General features: G+C 73.0%; 15 protein-coding genes and 1 pseudogene. 5 read left to right on the forward strand and 11 right to left on the reverse strand.

The window, feature by feature from the left end; genetic code table 11:
- Positions 1-29: 29 nt before the first annotated feature.
- Positions 30-578, reverse strand: coding sequence for a dihydrofolate reductase family protein (locus tag ACQXVK_RS14810; RefSeq protein ID WP_430854062.1), 549 nt, complete (start codon positions 576-578; stop codon positions 30-32).
- 16 nt (positions 579-594) lie between these two features.
- Positions 595-1,248 carry a hypothetical protein gene (locus tag ACQXVK_RS14815; RefSeq protein ID WP_430854063.1) on the reverse strand — a complete coding sequence of 218 codons (654 nt, stop codon included), beginning with the start codon at positions 1,246-1,248 and terminating at the stop codon, positions 595-597.
- 89 nt (positions 1,249-1,337) lie between these two features.
- Here ACQXVK_RS14815 and ACQXVK_RS14820 point away from each other — a divergent pair, with 89 nt between their 5' ends.
- Entirely contained in the window at positions 1,338-2,111 is a 774-nt protein-coding gene (locus ACQXVK_RS14820; RefSeq protein ID WP_430854064.1) for an alpha/beta fold hydrolase, read from the forward strand.
- A complete protein-coding gene (locus ACQXVK_RS14825; protein WP_430854065.1) occupies positions 2,108-2,860 on the forward strand; it encodes an esterase/lipase family protein in 753 nt (250 codons plus the stop codon). The genes ACQXVK_RS14820 and ACQXVK_RS14825 overlap by 4 nt, the downstream gene beginning before the upstream one ends.
- Before the next feature lie 51 nt (positions 2,861-2,911).
- On the opposite strand, the gene ACQXVK_RS14830 is transcribed toward ACQXVK_RS14825, so the two are convergent.
- The 5 genes from ACQXVK_RS14830 to ACQXVK_RS14850 all read right to left on the reverse strand — a co-directional run bounded on the left by ACQXVK_RS14830 (position 2,912) and on the right by ACQXVK_RS14850 (position 7,306).
- A complete protein-coding gene (locus tag ACQXVK_RS14830; RefSeq protein ID WP_430854066.1) occupies positions 2,912-3,298 on the reverse strand; it encodes a VOC family protein in 387 nt (128 codons plus the stop codon).
- A gap of 37 nt (positions 3,299-3,335) precedes the next feature.
- Positions 3,336-4,343 (reverse strand): LacI family DNA-binding transcriptional regulator, encoded by a 1,008-nt coding sequence (locus ACQXVK_RS14835; RefSeq protein WP_430854067.1) that lies wholly within the window; start codon positions 4,341-4,343, stop codon positions 3,336-3,338.
- Positions 4,344-4,369: 26 nt separating this feature from the next.
- A complete protein-coding gene (locus ACQXVK_RS14840) occupies positions 4,370-5,107 on the reverse strand; it encodes a class I SAM-dependent methyltransferase (RefSeq protein ID WP_430854068.1) in 738 nt (245 codons plus the stop codon).
- 154 nt (positions 5,108-5,261) lie between these two features.
- The gene (locus ACQXVK_RS14845; RefSeq protein ID WP_430854069.1) at positions 5,262-6,287 is read right to left on the reverse strand and encodes a Gfo/Idh/MocA family protein; all 1,026 of its coding nucleotides are present in this window, start codon (positions 6,285-6,287) and stop codon (positions 5,262-5,264) included.
- Positions 6,284-7,306 (reverse strand): Gfo/Idh/MocA family protein, encoded by a 1,023-nt coding sequence (locus ACQXVK_RS14850; protein ID WP_430854070.1) that lies wholly within the window; start codon positions 7,304-7,306, stop codon positions 6,284-6,286. The genes ACQXVK_RS14845 and ACQXVK_RS14850 overlap by 4 nt, the downstream gene beginning before the upstream one ends.
- Positions 7,307-7,442: 136 nt before the next feature.
- Between ACQXVK_RS14850 and ACQXVK_RS14855 the strand changes: the two genes are divergently transcribed.
- The 3 genes and pseudogenes from ACQXVK_RS14855 to ACQXVK_RS14865 all read left to right on the forward strand — a co-directional run bounded on the left by ACQXVK_RS14855 (position 7,443) and on the right by ACQXVK_RS14865 (position 9,434).
- Positions 7,443-8,072 carry an SRPBCC family protein gene (locus ACQXVK_RS14855; RefSeq protein WP_430854071.1) on the forward strand — a complete coding sequence of 210 codons (630 nt, stop codon included), beginning with the start codon at positions 7,443-7,445 and terminating at the stop codon, positions 8,070-8,072.
- 53 nt (positions 8,073-8,125) lie between these two features.
- Positions 8,126-8,740: pseudogene (locus ACQXVK_RS14860) on the forward strand (DUF4166 domain-containing protein).
- Positions 8,741-8,762: 22 nt separating this feature from the next.
- Positions 8,763-9,434, forward strand: a complete 672-nt coding sequence (locus ACQXVK_RS14865; protein WP_402267676.1) for a DUF2461 domain-containing protein — start codon at positions 8,763-8,765, stop codon at positions 9,432-9,434.
- A 60-nt stretch (positions 9,435-9,494) separates the two neighbouring features.
- Here the strand turns inward: ACQXVK_RS14865 and ACQXVK_RS14870 are convergent, their stop codons facing one another.
- Genes ACQXVK_RS14870 through hrpA form a run of 4 tightly spaced genes read right to left on the reverse strand, consistent with a single transcriptional unit; the run spans position 9,495 to position 15,059 of the window.
- The gene (locus tag ACQXVK_RS14870; protein ID WP_430854072.1) at positions 9,495-10,151 is read right to left on the reverse strand and encodes a CatA-like O-acetyltransferase; all 657 of its coding nucleotides are present in this window, start codon (positions 10,149-10,151) and stop codon (positions 9,495-9,497) included.
- Entirely contained in the window at positions 10,148-10,801 is a 654-nt protein-coding gene (locus ACQXVK_RS14875; RefSeq protein WP_430854073.1) for an HAD family hydrolase, read from the reverse strand. Before ACQXVK_RS14875 ends, ACQXVK_RS14870 begins: the two co-directional genes overlap by 4 nt.
- 6 nt (positions 10,802-10,807) lie before the next feature.
- Complete coding sequence (locus ACQXVK_RS14880; RefSeq protein WP_430854074.1) at positions 10,808-11,176, reverse strand: VOC family protein; 369 nt, start codon at positions 11,174-11,176, stop codon at positions 10,808-10,810.
- Positions 11,177-11,195: 19 nt separating this feature from the next.
- Entirely contained in the window at positions 11,196-15,059 is a 3,864-nt protein-coding gene (hrpA, locus tag ACQXVK_RS14885; protein WP_430854075.1) for an ATP-dependent RNA helicase HrpA, read from the reverse strand.
- Positions 15,060-15,075 lie beyond the last annotated feature (16 nt).

Here is a 15,075-nt window from a genome sequence, read left to right on the forward strand (position 1 = left end):
CGGGGGCCTGGAGGGACGGCTCACCGCCGTCAGACGTCGAGCCTCGCGTAGGTGCTCACGACGTTGCCCTTGCTCGTCACGGTGTTCTGGACCAACCGCAGGCGCGTGGGCGGGTCGGTCGGTTCGAAGAGCGTGCGTCCGGACCCCGCGATCGCCGGGTGCACCATCAGCTGCAGCTCGTCGAGGAGCCCGGCGAACAGCAGGTGCCGGACGACGGTGACGCTGCCGCACACGGCGATGTCGGCACCGTCCCGTTCCTTGAGCGTACGGACGAACGCGTCGAGGTCGCCGTCGATCCGCGTGCTGTTCTCCCACGCCAGGTCGTCGTCGAGCGTGGTCGAGGCGACGTACTTCTCGATCGGGTTGATCCACCGGCCGAAGGGGTCGTCGGGGTGGGCGGGCCACCACTCGGCCCACTCGAGGTAGCTGTTCTTCCCGAGGATGACGGTGTCGGTCCGGGCCATGAACGCGCCCATGCCCGCGCCGAGTTCGTCGTCGAAGCTGTCGTACTGGAACGTGTACGGGTCCTGCACGACGCCGTCGACCGAGGTGAACAGTCCCGCGGTGACCTTGCGCATGCTCGGAGCGTAGCCGTCAGCTGTTCGACCCGGAACCGCTCGTGCCGGATCCGGTGCCGGTGCCGGTCCCGCCCTGCGTCCCGGTCCCGCCCTGCGAACCGTTCCCGGGGAACTGCCCGGTGCCGCCCCCGGGGAACTGGTTCGTGCCGCCGTTCGTCCCGGGCACCTGGGTCGTCGACTGGCTCGAGCCGCCACCGATCGCGTGCCCGATCGCGAAGCCGATCCCGCCGCCGACGAGCAGCGCCGCGAGACCGACCCCGACGGCGAGCACCTGCCAGAACCACGGCGGTCGCGGGCCGTTCGCGCCGCGGCCGCGCTTCCGGCGGCTGGTCGCTGCGGCGCCGCACCAGGGCGTCGCACCGTTCTGGGCACCCTGAGCGACCGGAGCCCACGAACCGGCGGGCGGGGCCGGCGTCACGTACGGCGGTTCCCCGGCCCACTGGCCGTCGGCGGCAGCAGCGGGGGCGGGCGACGGATCGGCCGCCGGCGCGGGGGCGTACAGGCCCGACGGGGACGGGGTTTCGTCGAGCGTCGCGGTCGACGTCGGCGTCGGTGCCGCCCCCCAGCCGGCCGGGCTGGCGGGGTACGGCGTGGTGTGCTGGTGGGCTGCGGGGTCCATGTCGTCGCGGAACTCGCGGGACTCGGGGTTCACGGGGGTGCGCTCGGTCATGAGGACGAGTACAGACCGGTCGCCTGTGTGCGGGCGATGACGACGCTGACGCCTCACTGTGCACAGCACGGTCCGCGTAGCCTCGCACCGTGCGCGCCAGAGTCGAGACCGTCCGGATCGACGGACTCCCCGTGCGCCTGCACACCCTGGCACCGGCCGGCCGGGTGCACGACGTCCTCGCCCCGACGGTCGTCCTCGTGCACGGCATCGGCATGTCGCACCGGTCCTTCGCGCGCTCGCAGCGGGCACTCGCCGCGACGCACCGGACCGTCAGCGTCGACCTACCGGGGTTCGGCGGGCTCCCGGCAGCTGGCCGGAGCCTCACGATGACGGAGCTCGGGGACCTCGTCGTCCGCGCCGTGCGCTCCCGCGGGACCGGCGACCTCGTGCTCGTCGGACAGTCCATGGGGACGCAGGTCGTCGTCGAGGCAGCGCGTCGGCACCCGGACGCCGTCGCGTCGGTCGTGCTCGTCGGTCCGGTCATCGCCGCTGGTCGCCGTCGACTGCTCACGCAGGCGCTCGACCTCGGGCGGGACGGCTTCGTCGAGGGCGCCCGGATGAACGCGGTCCTCGTGACCGACTACCTGCGGAGCGTGCGCCAGTACGTGCCCGAGCTCCGGACGATGCTCCGCTACCGGCTCGAGGACACCGTCGCCGAACTCACCCAGCCGGTGCTCGTCGTCCGCGGTGACCAGGACCCGATCGCCCGCCACGACTGGTCCGCCCGGGTCGCCGCGACCGCCCCGCGTGGTGCGTTCGTCGAGCTGCCGGGTCCGCACCACGTGCAGGAGCGCCAGCCGGTGACGTTCGCACGGCTCGTGGGGGAGTTCCGCCGCGTGCAGACCCTCGAGGGCCCACGATGACCGACGCGACCACGTCGGGGACGGATGGGCCGCGCACGGACCGCACCGCGCCTCCTGTCCGCGTCACCGTGCTCCGCCGCTGCCGGTGGGCCGTCCTCGACTGGTGGTACGCGATCCGCTGGCAGGTGCGGAGCCTCGGCCCGACGACCGCCGACGACTACCGGAGCGGCGACGGCCAACCGGTCGTCGTCGTGCCGGGCGTCTACGAGACCTGGCACTTCATGCGCCCGCTCATGGACGCCCTGCACGACCGCGGACACCCCGTGCACGTGCTGCCGGTGCTGCGGCACAACCTGCGCCCGGTCCCGGAGTCCGCGGCGGAGGTGCTGGCGTACCTCGAGGCGCACGACCTGCACGACGTCCTGCTCGTCGCGCACAGCAAGGGCGGACTCATCGGGAAGTACGCGATGACGCGGCTCGACGACCACGGCCGGATCGACCGCATGGTCGCGGTCTCGACGCCCTTCGCCGGCTCCGGGTACGCACGCCTGGCGCCCGTGCGGCACCTCCGTGCGTTCCGGTCGAGCGACCCGGTGCTCGCCGGCCTCGCACGGGAGCTCGACGCGAACGCCCGGATCACCAGCGTGTACGGCGTGTTCGACACGCTCATCCCCGAGGGCAGTGCGCTCGCCGGGGCGACGAACGTGCGGGTGCCGGTCGGCGGGCACTTCCGCATCCTCGGCGACCCGCGCACGCGTGCGGCGGTGCTGGCGGCGGCGGACCCCGACCCCGGTACGACCCCGGCCTGAGTCCGCGCGCGGCACGGACCCGCGGTCGCTCCGGAGCGGGTCCGCGTGTCCCTAGGCCCCGGGGAGGAACAGGCAGAACGGGTGCCCGTCCGGGTCGAGCAGGACGCGGACGTCCTCCTGTGGCTGGAACGCCGCCTGGCGTGCGCCGAGTCCCTCCGCCCTGGTCACCGCGGCCGGCAGGTCCTCCACCTGGAAGTCGAGGTGCAGTTGCATGCCGGGAGCGTCCTCCGTCCCGGGCCACGTCGGCGCCACGTAGGCGGGTTCGTACTGCACGGAGAGGCCCGGGCCGTCGTCGGGCCGGATGCGGGCCCAGGTCGGGTCGTCCTCGTGGACGGTCCAGCCGGTCAGCGCGCCGTAGAACCGGGCGAGCGCGAGGGGGTCCGGCGACTGCAGCACCGTGGCGGCGAGCGTCGGCATCGACGGGTCAGCGGCGGTCATGCGGCGGAGCGTACGCCGACTCCGGCGGGATGGGTCGTCAGCGCGTGGCCACGCTCGCGCGCTCGACGATGCGGTGCGGGACCACGACGGTCTCGGGCGGCGCCTCGCGGTCCTCGATCCGTCGGGTGAGGAGATCGAGCGCCGCGGTCGCGAACGCCCGTCGGTCGAACGACACCGTGGTGAGGGCGGGGATCGCGTAGGCGGCACCGTCGACGTCGTCGAACCCGACGACGCTCACCTGCTCGGGGACCCGCACACCGCGGGCCGCGAGGACGTGCAGCACGCCGAACGCGATCGAGTCGGTGAAGGCGAACACGGCGTCGGGCAGCGGATGCTCGTCGAGCCACACCGCGAACGCCGACGCCGCCGCACTCGTCGTCCACGCGGCCAGCGGGACGCGGAGCCCGGGGTCGGCCGCGATCCCGGCTCCGGCGAGACCGGCGAGGTACCCGCGCTCCCGCAGCTCGCTCGTCGCGGTGGCCTCGACGGCGCGGGCGGCCCCGACGATCGCGATCCGCCGGTGCCCTCGTCCGACGAGGTAGGACGTGACCTGCTCGGCAGCGGCGCGGCTGTCGACGTGCACCTGGTCGACGTGCTCGGGCTCGACCTCGCCGATGACGACGGTCGGGGGCAGGCCCTCGGTGGAGGCGAGGACGCTCGCGCTGAGCGACACCGGGTTGAGGATCAGCCCGTCGACGAGGTGCGCCCGGGCGCGCGAGACGAGGTCACGCTCGCGGGCGGGGTCGTTGGCCGTCTGGTCGAGCTGCACGGTCCAGCCGCGGTCCCGCGCGAGTTCGACGAACCACTGCGCGAGCTCGGCGGAGTAGGCGCTGGACATCTCGGGCAGCGTCAGGGCGATCGCCCCGGAGCGTCCGTTGCGCAGGCCCCGGGCGGACAGGTTCGGCACGTAGTCGAGCTCGGCGAGCGCCTGCTCGACCCGTTGCCGGGTCTCCGGGCGCACCACGACGCCGCCGTTGATCACGTTGGAGACGGTCTTCGGCGACACCCCGGCGAGGGCAGCCACGTCCCGCACGGTCGCGCGCATCGGCACGAGCGTAGCGCGGGGACGGGTCAGGGCCGCACGGACCGGTGCGCGTAGGTCGTGTAGCCGACCGGGATCGTCGCGCGGCCGGCGGTCTCCGGGTCCTCGTCGAGCACACGTCGCACCCGATCGAGCAGTGTGGTGCGCTCGTCGGGCGGGAGCACGATGACGTAGCTGCGCGAGGCGACCATGTCGAGGAACGCCGCGCGGTCCTGCTCGTGCACCCACGGGAACCGTTCGTGCTCGACGGCGTCGGGGTCGAACGGTGCGCCGACGACGGGTGCGCTCTGGACGCTCGCCCGCGACTCGGGCTGGGCCAGGATCGCGCTGATCCGGGCGGCCCACGGTCGGGTCTCGTCGCGGACGTTCCACACCAGCCCGAGGACCCCGCCGGGCCGGAGCACCCGGGCTGCCTCGCGGGCACCCTGCACCGGGTCGACCCAGTGCCAGGCCTGCGCGAACGTCACGGCGTCGGCGCTCCCGTCGGGCAGGGGGATCGACTCGCCGCTGCCCGCGAGCGTCCGCACGCCCGGCAGCACGGCCGTGAGTCGCTCGCGCATGGCCCGGTCGGGTTCGACCGCGACGACCTCGGCGGCGCGTCCGACGAGGCTCCTGGTGAACTTCCCGGTGCCCGCACCGACGTCGGCGACGAGTCGGGCGCCGGACGGCAGGAGCCAGTCGACCGCCGCGTCCGGGTACCCGGGCCGCCCGCGCTCGTAGGCGTCGGCAGCGGCCCCGAACGAGTTGGCGGACGGCGCGGAGGTCATGCGACCAGCATGCCCCGCCTGGCGGGTGACGGACGGGAGGCGCGGGTCGGGCCGGTCGTGCGCCTCCCGTCCGGCCGCGTGCCGGCCTGGAGGCACGGGTCGGGGCCGCCACGCGCCTCCCCTCCGCAGTGGGGTCGCCGCGGCGACGCGTCGGTCACGCCGTCGGGACGGGCACCGTCCTGCCGGTCCGCAGCGACTCCTGCGCCGCGAGGACGATCGACAGCGTCCGCAGCCCGACCTCGACGTCGGGCTGGGGCTGGACACCGGCCCGGACGGCGCCCAGGAACGTCCGCAGCATCGGCACGTCGTGGTCCGCCCCGTACCGCAGTTCGATCGGTCGCCCGCCGACCGCGTCGAGTCCGCGGGCGGCAGCGCCGAAGAAGTCGACCGAGACCGTCCCGCCGGTCCCGGCGACGTCCAGGGTCAACCCGCCCCAGGCCGGCGCCGTGTCCGGACGGCTCCACGAGCAGTCGATCGCGGCGATCATCCCGGTGTCGTACGTGATCGTCACGAGCCCGGCGGTCTCGGCGTGGGCACGACCCGCGTGCAGCACCCGGTTCGCGACCGCCGTGACGGACACCGGGCGCGCGCCGGTCAGCCCGTCGACGAGGTCGGCGACGTGCACGACGTGGTCGACGATCGCGCCGCCACCGCTCAGCGCCGGGTCGGTGAACCAGTCGCGGGTGAGCGGGAGCATCCCGTTGTTCGCGCCGCGGACCGAGAAGACCGTGCCGAGCGCCCCGGAGGCGTGCGTGGCCCGCAACCGGTCGAACGCCGAGGCGAAGCGCACCGGGTAGGCCGTCATCAGCGTCACCCCGGCGCGCTGGACGGCGTCACGGATGGCCAGGCCGTCCTCCCACGAGGTCGCGAGCGGCTTCTCACAGAGGACGTGCGCACCCGCGGCGGCAGCGCGTTCGACGAACTCCCGGTGCCGGGCGTTCTCGCTCGTCACGACGACGGCGTCCGGCCCCCACGCGAGCAGGTCGTCGACCGACTCGGCGTACCGGACGCCCTGGGCTCCGGCGAGGTCGGCGCCGCGGAGTTCGCCGAGGGCCGTCCCGGTCGAGACGCCGCCGGGGTCGGTCCCGCACACCTCGACGTCGGGCATCGCGGCGAGTGCGGACAGGTACCCGATCGCGTGCGTGTGGGCGAAGGACAGGACACCGACGCGGAGTGTCACAGCGTCACCTCCACGGGCTGACCGGAGTCGATGGACGCGAGTGCGGCGTTGGCGATGCGCACCGCGACGGCACCGTCCCGAGCGCTGACACGGGGGAGCGGTCCGCCCTCGGACGCCGCGACGAAGTCGGCGAGCTCGAGGGCGTACGGGTCCTCGGCGGGGTCGACCGGTGGCAGGAACCCGTCCACTGCGGTCGGAGTCGCGAGGTCGGCGCGGGTGTCCTCCTCGGCGAGGGACGAGTGCGCCAGGCTGCCGAGCGTGCCGGTCACGGAGTACTCGGTGCTGAAGGCGAGGTGCTGCGGGCCCCAGAGCCCGGCGACGTGGCTGATCGCGCCGGACGCGTGGGTGAGCAGGACGTGCGCGGCCTCGACCGGGTGCTCGGCGTCCCCCGCGCGGACGGTGACCGCGGACACCCTGGTGACCGGACCGGCCACCCAGCGGGCGATGTCGAGGTCGTGGATCATCTGGTCCATCACGATGCCGCCGGACTGCGCCCGGTCGCCGAACCACGCCACCCGGGTCGGGAACGCGCCGGAGCGCGAGAAGCGCAGGACGGCGAGGTCGCCCAGGAGGCCCGCGGTGACGGCCTCGTGCAGCCGCCGGTACGCGGGGAACCAGCGCACGACGTGGGCCGGGTAGAGGTGGAGGCCCGCGTCCGCCGCGCGCGCCACGAGGTCCTCGGCATCGGCGTCCGTGCGGGCCAGCGGCTTCTCGGAGACGACGTGCCGTCCGGCCGCGAGCGCCCGACGGACGACGGCGGCGTGGGCGGGCGTCGGGACGACGACGTCGACGAGGTCGACCGCCGCCAGCAGCTCGTCGAGCGAGTCGGCGACGGTGATCGTGCTGCCGACCCGCGCGGCCTCGTCCGCGAAGGCCGCGGCGAGTTCGTGCGCGCCGTCCTGCGAGTGCACGACGACGTCACCGAGGCGGAGCAGCCCGGGGACGTGGGCGACCGCGATGCCGCCGGCGCCCACGAGTCCGATCGTGCGGCGTGGACGGGGTGCCGACTGCGACGTCATGGAGCCAGCGTAGAGGTCGTGTCCTCCTCGGGCCGTGACCGTTCCGGTTCGCGGAACCCGGGGATCGTGAACCGGAACGGTCACGGTCAACGCGGCGGACCCGCACCCGGGGTGAGCGGTGCCCTACGATCGGCCTGTGGGGAAGCGTGGCATCTACGTCGAGACGATCATCGACGCCGACGTCGACCGGGTGTGGGCGGCGACGCAGGACCCCGTGCAGCACGTGCGGTGGGACGTCCGGTTCTCCGAGATCGTCCCCGAGCCGGCGGACGCGGACGGCGCCGCCCGCTTCACGTACGTCCGGCGCACCCCGGTGCACGACGTGCACGGGACCGGGGCGAGCATCGGCGAGCGGCGACGGGCGGACGGCACGAGGACCTCGGCGCTGCGGTTCGCCACCGACGACCGGCTGTCACCGATCCGTGCCGGTCGGGGCTACTGGCGGTACGTGCCGACCGATGACGGGCGCACCCGGTTCGTCACCGGCTACGACTACGACCCCGGCTGGGGGATCCTCGACGTGGTGGTCCGGCCCCTCCTGGGCTGGGCGACGGCGTGGAGCTTCGACCGCCTCCGGATCTGGGTCGAGGGCGGTGCCGAGCCGGAGGCCTGGCCGCTCACCTCGGTGCTGCAGCCGTGGCGACGGGACCGGCCCCGCGCCTCCCGGACCCGCCGCGCACCCGCGGGCGGCTCTCGTCGAGGCGACCAGCTGCACGACGCGCCCGCCACGCTGGCGGCGCTGCCCGACCCGGGAGGGGATCGATGAGTTCGGTGTTCGAGGAGGCGCTCGGCGCCGACTTCCAGCGGCTGCACCCGATGATGCGTCGCCGGTTCGGCGTGGGGCTCGACGCGGCCGAGGCGTGCACCGGCCGCGGGGTGATGACGTCGATCCGTCGGGGACCGTGGTGGACCGTGCCGTTCCTGCAGATCGGTCGGCTGCGGAACATCCTCGTGCCGGACGTCGGGACCGACGTGCCCTTCACGATCGAGAACTACCCGTACCGCGACCGGTACGGCCGCGAGACGGTGACCTTCGTCCGGACCTAGACGACCAAGCCCGGGCGGACGGCGCGGTTCGACGCCACGATGGTCCTCGCGGACGGCCGGGTGCTCGACTACCTCGGGTCGCACCAGCACCTCGCGGTGGACCTCGACCTCGCCGTCGACGACCGCGGCGGACTCGTGCTCACCTCGGACGCCCAGCGCTTCTACGAGGGCCCGATCGCGTTCCGCTTCCCGATGCTGTTCAGCGGTCGGGCGACCCTCAACGAGTGGTGGTCGGAGGACGACCAGGCGTTCCACGTCGACCTCGAGGTGCACAATCGGGTCTTCGGGTTCCTGTTCGGGTACCGCGGGACGTTCACCTGCGAGTGGACGCCGGCGACCGACGCGCCCGAGCGACTCAAACCGCGGCGGACCGAGCTGCGGACCTGACCGACCAGACCCGGAGGAACCCGTGACCGACACGCCCTTCCGACCGGCGCTCGCGACCTTCTTCCGGGGCCTCGCAGCGCACAACGACACCGCGTGGTTCGAGGACCACCGCGACGACTGGCAGCGGCACGTGCAGGAGCCGATGGAGGCACTGCTCGCCGAGGCCGAGCGGCGGTACGGACCCGGCCGTGTCCTCCGCCAGCACCGCGACCTGCGCTTCACGCCCGACAAACGCCCCTACCGCGAGGACACCGGGCTCACCGCGGGTGGCGTCTACCTGAGCGCCGGGGTCGACGGGATCCAGGCCGGCGGCGGGCTCTACACGCCGTCCCGCGCGCAGCTGACCGCGGCCCGCACCGCGATCGACGAGCACCCGCAGGCGGCCGCCGCCCTGCAGCGCGTGCTCGACGAGCTCACCGACGCCGGCTTCGAGCTCGCCGGTCCGCCGCTGAAGACCGCGCCGCGCGGGTACCCGGCGGACCACCCCCGGATCGGACTCCTGCGCATGCAGCACTACGCCGCGCTGGTGCACCTGCCGCTCACGAGCCCGCTGGCCGACGTCGTGGACGCCTGGGAGCGCGTGCAGCCCCTCGTACGGTGGACCGTGAAGTGGGCCCGCGCGGACGACCCGGAGGCATCGGACGACCCGGCGCCGCCCGTGCCCGGCGCACGGTCGATCGACGAGCGCGCCTGACCCGGGCGGGCACCCGACCCGATCAGGCGCCCGGCCCGGGGCGCGGCCCGGACCCGTCGGTCAGCGGCGCAGCCAGCCGGCCTCGGCGAACACCGTCTGCAGCTCGGTCACGAACCGCGACGCGTGGAAGCCGTCCGTCACCGCGTGGTTGACCTGCATCGCGAGCGGCATGATGGTGCGCCCCTCGACGAACCGGTACCGCCCGATCGTGAAGATCGGCAGCAGGTGGTCCCATCCGTCCCGCACGTGCAGGGCGAACCCGGTGAAGGACGCCCCCGGCAGCGTCGAGACGTCGAACACGTTCTGCGGGCGGTCCTCCTGCGGGAACATCCGGTGGTCGTCCCGGTAGCGCTCCATCGTCGCGACCGCCGCCTCGTGGAAGCGGGCCGGGTCCTCGTCGTACGGGACCGTCAGGGCCGAGAACGTCTCGGTGTCGGCGTGGAACACCGTGAACATGGGGTGCACGACGTCCCAGACCGCTGGCGACCCGTCGTCCTGCAGCTGCATGCGGAACTCGGCGTGCCGGTTCACGACCGACGCGATGGCCCAGATCTGCGACGCGTACGTCCGACGGTCGGTCGCGCGGACGGTCTCGGCAAAGTCCGTCACGTCGAGCTCGACGGTCATCTCCCACGTGCAGGGCACGCGGTCGCGGTAGTGCGCGAAGTGTTCGCGGCGGGGCCAGCGGTCGAGGTCGACGGGTCGGAGTTCGGTCACGGCACCAGCTTCGTCGCGAGTGCCTGGTCGAGTGCCGTGCGGTCCCCGTCGATCCGCACGTCGATGCCGCTCGAGCGCAGCGCAGCCCGGAGCCCGTCGACCCCGGTGAAGTGGTGCACCGGCATGCCGAGCTCGATCGCACCACCGAGCTTCCGCTCCGAGTCGTCGGTGAAGAACACCTCTGGGCCGTCGAGGTCGAGCGCGTCGAGCACGTGCCGGAACGCCCGGACGTCGGGCTTCGTGAAGCCGATCTCGTGCGAGCTGAACACGGCGTCGACCCGGTCGTGCAGGCCGAACGTCGCCACCTCGGCGGGGACGCCGTCGGTGCCGTTCGTCAGGACCGCCGTCGTGCAACCCGCCGCACGCAGCTCGTCGACGAGATCGAGGACCTCGGCGTCCGGGGTGAACGGCTGCCGACCCCAGGCCTCGGCCGCCGCCGGGTTGCCGATGCGATCACCGACGACCCGGAGCCACTCGGCCCGGGTGATCCGGCCGGTCGTCACCTCGTCGATCAGGGGTGCAGCGAACGCCACCGCCTCGATCGTCCCGGAGGCGAGGTCGTGTGCGTGTTCGATCGCCTCGACGTGCTCCGGGTGGAAGTGCCGGATGACGCCGTCCAGGTCGAAGAGGACCGCGCGGATGTCCGTCACGGGACCTCAGTCGTTCGGACGGATCAGGCAGAACGGGTGGCCGGCGGGATCGAGGTACACGCGGAACGTGTCGGTGCCCGATCCGGTCGCCGTCGCGCCGATCGCCAGGACCGCGGTCTCGCCGGCGTCCAGGTCGTCCACCTTCACGTCGAGGTGGCTCTGCTGGGGGACGTCCTGCCCGGGCCACTCGGGGGCGCGGTACGCGGCCACCTGCTGGAAGGCAAGGATCGGCCGGTGGTCCGTGAAGGGGAGGGCGACCTCGGCCCAGTCCTCGTCGAAGCCGACGATCTCGCCGCCGAGCAGTTCGGCGTAGAAGCGGGCGAGCGCACGGGGGTCCGCGCAGTCGAGGACGATGACGTCGAGCGTGCCGATCATGGCCGAAACGCTAGCGGGATCAGCGCGCGGCGGCCAGGGCCTTCGTGATGCGCTGCAGCGAGACCGTCTCGGCCGTGCCGAGCTCCTGCGCGAAGAGACTGAGCCGGAACTCCTCGAGCATCCAGCGGGCGTGCACGAGCTCCGGGTGCGCCCCGGCGGCCGGCGGGAAGGTGCCCCCGGCGTCGAGGTAGCGGTCGGTCGCGACGGTGACCTCGCGCATCCAGGTGGCGTCGCGCCCGGGGTTCTGCAGCAGCTTCTGCACGCGAGTGTCGACACCCTGCAGGTACACCCGGATGCGCCGCAGCCGATCGAGCCCCGCGACCGCGACGAAGCCGGGGAACACGAGTCGCTCCATCTGCTGCCGCATGTCCGTGAGCGCCGGCAGCAGCGACATCGAGTTGGCCTGCTTGAGCGATCGTTCCGCGGCTCGGTGCGCGGCGAGGACGGTAGCGACCTCGGACACGGCCGTGAACATGGTGTCGACGACCGTCGCGGACACGGTGTCCCGCACGGCCTCGAAGTCGGCCTTGGTGAACACCAGCCCGTCGGGGTGCGCCCGGCGGGTCCCGGCGTCGACGACCGCCGCCAGCACGTCGTCGAACAGTGCCGCGGTGGAGGGGTACGGACTGGCGGCGAGCGCGAGCTTCTCCTGCGCCGTGAGGTGCGACTGGATGTACGACACGGGCGAGGGCACGGCGTGCATGACGAGCCGTCGGACACCGGCGGGCATCCGCACCGCCCGGTCGGACGGTGTCGCGAGCAGCTGGACGCCGACGGTCGCCTTCGGACCGTCGCCCTCTTCCACGAGGGACGGGTACGCCCGGATCACGCCACCCGCCTGCTTCGTGTCGAGCACCTGCGGCAGATCGTCGGACGGCCACGCGGTGAGCCCTGATCGCTCCACGGCGCCACCGGCGGCCGCGGACGCGACGCGAGCCGCGCCTCCTGTCCGACCTGCGGCGCGCGCCGTCGCCGAGGCGACGCTCTGCTGGGTCCGGTCCTTGAGCTTCGTCTGCAGGGCCGACAGGTCCTTGCCGGTATCGACCCGGCGGCCGCGCTCGTCGACCACGGCCCACGTCGGCAGCAGGTGCGCCGGGACCCGCGCGAGGTCGAAGTCCGACTCGGACACCGGGACGTAGGTCATGCGCTGGATCGCCGTGGCGAGGGTGGCCCGGAACGACTCGGTCGGCTCGGTCGGGGCGTCGTCCGGCAGCTCGGCGACGATCTTCTCCGCCCAGTCGGCAGCGGGCACGACGTTCTTCCGGATCTGCTTCGGCAGGGACTTGATGAGCGCGGTGACGAGCTCCTTGCGGAGGCCGCGGACCTGCCAGTCGAAGCCCTCCTCACGCATCCGGGGGAGCAGGGCGAGCGGCACCTGCACGCTCACGCCGTCGTCCTCGGCGCCGGGCTCGAAGCGGTACTTGATGGCGAGGCGCTGGTCACCGCTGCGCCACTGGGTCGGGTACTCCTGCTGGTCCTGAGCGGCTTCCGCAGCGTCCTCGTCGAGGAGGTCGGACCGGCGCATGGTGAGCAGGTCCGGCTGGTCGCGCCGCGCCTGGCGCCACCAGCCCTCGAAGTCGCGCGTGGTGGCGACGTCGGCCGGCACACGGGCGTCGTAGAACTCGAAGACCCGCTCGTCGTCGAAGAGGATGTCACGGCGACGCGTGCGCTCCTCGAGCTGCTCCAGTTCGCGGCGGAGCTTCCGGTTGTCGCGGTCGAACGCCTGCTGCGCGTCCCACTCGCCCTCGACGAGGGCGTGCCGGATGAACAGCTCGCGCGAGTGCTCGGGGTCGACGCGCTTGTACTGCACCCGACGTCGCTGCACGATCGGCACGCCGAACAGGGTGACGCGCTCGTACGCGACGGCAGCGCCCTGCTTCTTCTCCCAGTGGGGCTCGCCGTACGTCCGCTTCAGGAGGTCGCCGGCGAGGGGCTCGACCCAGGCCGGGTCGATCCGGCCGACCGTGCGGGCGAAGAGCCGGCTCGTCTCGACGAGTTCGGCGGCCATCACCGCGTCCGGCTGCTTCTTCGCCAGCACGCTGCCCGGGAACACCACGAACCGGGTGTTCCGCGAGCCGAGGTAGTCGCGCTTCTCGCGGTCGCGCAGACCGATCTGGCTGAGGAGCCCGGCGAGCAGCGACCGGTGCACGGCGTCGCCGTCGTCGGACCGGGCCTGCCCGATGCGGACGTCGACCTGCTTCGCCGCCCGCGAGAGCTGCCGGTACAGGTCCTGCCACTCGCGGATGCGGAGGTAGTTCAGGAACTCGGCCTTGCACAGGCGGCGGAAGGCGCTCGACGAGAGCTCGTCCTGCTTGTCCTCGATGTGGTTCCAGAGGTTCAGCAGGGTCAGGAAGTCGCTCGTCGGGTCGGCGAACCGGGCGTGCAGTTGATCGGCCTGCGCACGCTTCTCGAGGGGACGCTCGCGCGGGTCCTGGATGCTCAGGGCGCTGACGACGGCGATGACCTCGCGCCCGACGCCCTGGCGACCGGCTTCGAGCACCATGCGTCCGAGCCGCGGGTCGATCGGGAGCCGGGTGAGCTGCCGCCCGGTCTTCGTGATCGAGCCGGAGCCGTCGACGGCGCGCAGCTCGCGGAGCAGGTCGAGGCCGTCCTTGACGCCCCGGGAGTCCGGCGGCTGCAGGAACGGGAACGCCTCGATGTCGCCGAAGCCGAGGGAGATCATCTGCAGGATCACCGCGGCGAGGTTCGTCCGCAGGATCTCGGGGTCGGTGTACTCCGGACGACGGTCGAAGTCGTCCTCGGAGTAGAGCCGGATCGCGATGCCGGCACTCGTCCGGCCGGCGCGACCGGAGCGCTGGTTCGCGCTCGCCTGCGAGATCGCCTCGATCGGGAGCCGCTGTACCTTGGCGCGTGGCGAGTAGCGGGAGATGCGGGCGGTGCCGGTGTCGACGACGTACTTGATGCCCGGGACCGTCAGGGAGGTCTCGGCGACGTTCGTGGCGAGGACGACCCGACGGCGGATCCCCGGGGTGCTGCGGCGCTCGAAGACGCGGTGCTGGTCGGCGGCGGACAGGCGGCCGTAGAGGGGCAGGACCTCGGTGCCGGCGTAGTGCTTGCCCTCGATGGCGTCCTGGGCGTCGCGGATCTCGTTCTCGCCGGACAGGAACACCAGGACGTCGCCCGGGTCTTCCCGAGCGAGTTCGTCGAGCGCGTCCGTGATCCCCTGCATGGTGTCACGGTCGTCGGCGCTGCTGCCGTGGTCGTCCGTCCGCGGGTCGTCCTCGTCCCCTCCGTCGTCGGCGTCGTCGGCGTCGTCGGTGTTCTCCGCGACGAGCGGGCGGTACCGGATCTCGACCGGGTACGTGCGGCCAGAGACCTCGATGATCGGCGCACCGCCGAAGTGCTTCGAGAAGGACTCTGGGTCGATCGTCGCGCTCGTGATGATGAGCTTGAGGTCGGGGCGGCGGGGGAGGAGTCGCTTGAGGTAGCCGAGCAGGAAGTCGATCGTGAGGGACCGCTCGTGCGCCTCGTCGATGATGATCGTGTCGTACCGCTTGAGGTCGCGGTCGAAGTGGATCTCGTTGAGCAGGATGCCGTCGGTCATCAGCTTCACCCGGGTGTCGGAGGACACCTTGTCGGTGAAGCGGACCTGGTACCCGACGACTCCGCCGAGTTCGCCGCCGAGTTCTTCCGACACACGCTCTGCGATGGTGCGGGCTGCGATCCGTCGGGGCTGCGTGTGCCCGATGTGTGTCCGTCCGAGCTCGAGGCAGATCTTCGGCAGCTGCGTGGTCTTGCCCGACCCCGTGGCGCCCGCGACGATCACGACCTGGTTGTCGCGGATGGCGGCAGCGATGTCGTCCCGCCGCTGCGACACCGGCAGTTCGGGCGGGTACGTGATGACGGGCAGCGTGGTCGACATGAGCATTCCAGGATAC

This window comes from Curtobacterium sp. AB451 (assembly GCF_050585845.1).
GTDB lineage: Bacteria > Actinomycetota > Actinomycetes > Actinomycetales > Microbacteriaceae > Curtobacterium.

Excerpts from the sequence above, each read along its gene's own strand:
- ACQXVK_RS14810 (WP_430854062.1), bottom strand. The coding sequence starts at position 578 with ATGCGCAAGGTCACCGCGGGACTGTTCACCTCGGTCGACGGCGTCGTG.
- ACQXVK_RS14815 (WP_430854063.1), bottom strand. The coding sequence starts at position 1,248 with ATGACCGAGCGCACCCCCGTGAACCCCGAGTCCCGCGAGTTCCGCGAC.
- ACQXVK_RS14825 (WP_430854065.1), top strand. The coding sequence starts at position 2,108 with ATGACCGACGCGACCACGTCGGGGACGGATGGGCCGCGCACGGACCGC.
- ACQXVK_RS14830 (WP_430854066.1), bottom strand. The coding sequence starts at position 3,298 with ATGACCGCCGCTGACCCGTCGATGCCGACGCTCGCCGCCACGGTGCTG.
- ACQXVK_RS14835 (WP_430854067.1), bottom strand. The coding sequence starts at position 4,343 with ATGCGCGCGACCGTGCGGGACGTGGCTGCCCTCGCCGGGGTGTCGCCG.
- ACQXVK_RS14840 (WP_430854068.1), bottom strand. The coding sequence starts at position 5,107 with ATGACCTCCGCGCCGTCCGCCAACTCGTTCGGGGCCGCTGCCGACGCC.
- ACQXVK_RS14850 (WP_430854070.1), bottom strand. The coding sequence starts at position 7,306 with ATGACGTCGCAGTCGGCACCCCGTCCACGCCGCACGATCGGACTCGTG.
- ACQXVK_RS14880 (WP_430854074.1), bottom strand. The coding sequence starts at position 11,176 with ATGATCGGCACGCTCGACGTCATCGTCCTCGACTGCGCGGACCCCCGT.
- hrpA (WP_430854075.1), bottom strand. The coding sequence starts at position 15,059 with ATGTCGACCACGCTGCCCGTCATCACGTACCCGCCCGAACTGCCGGTG.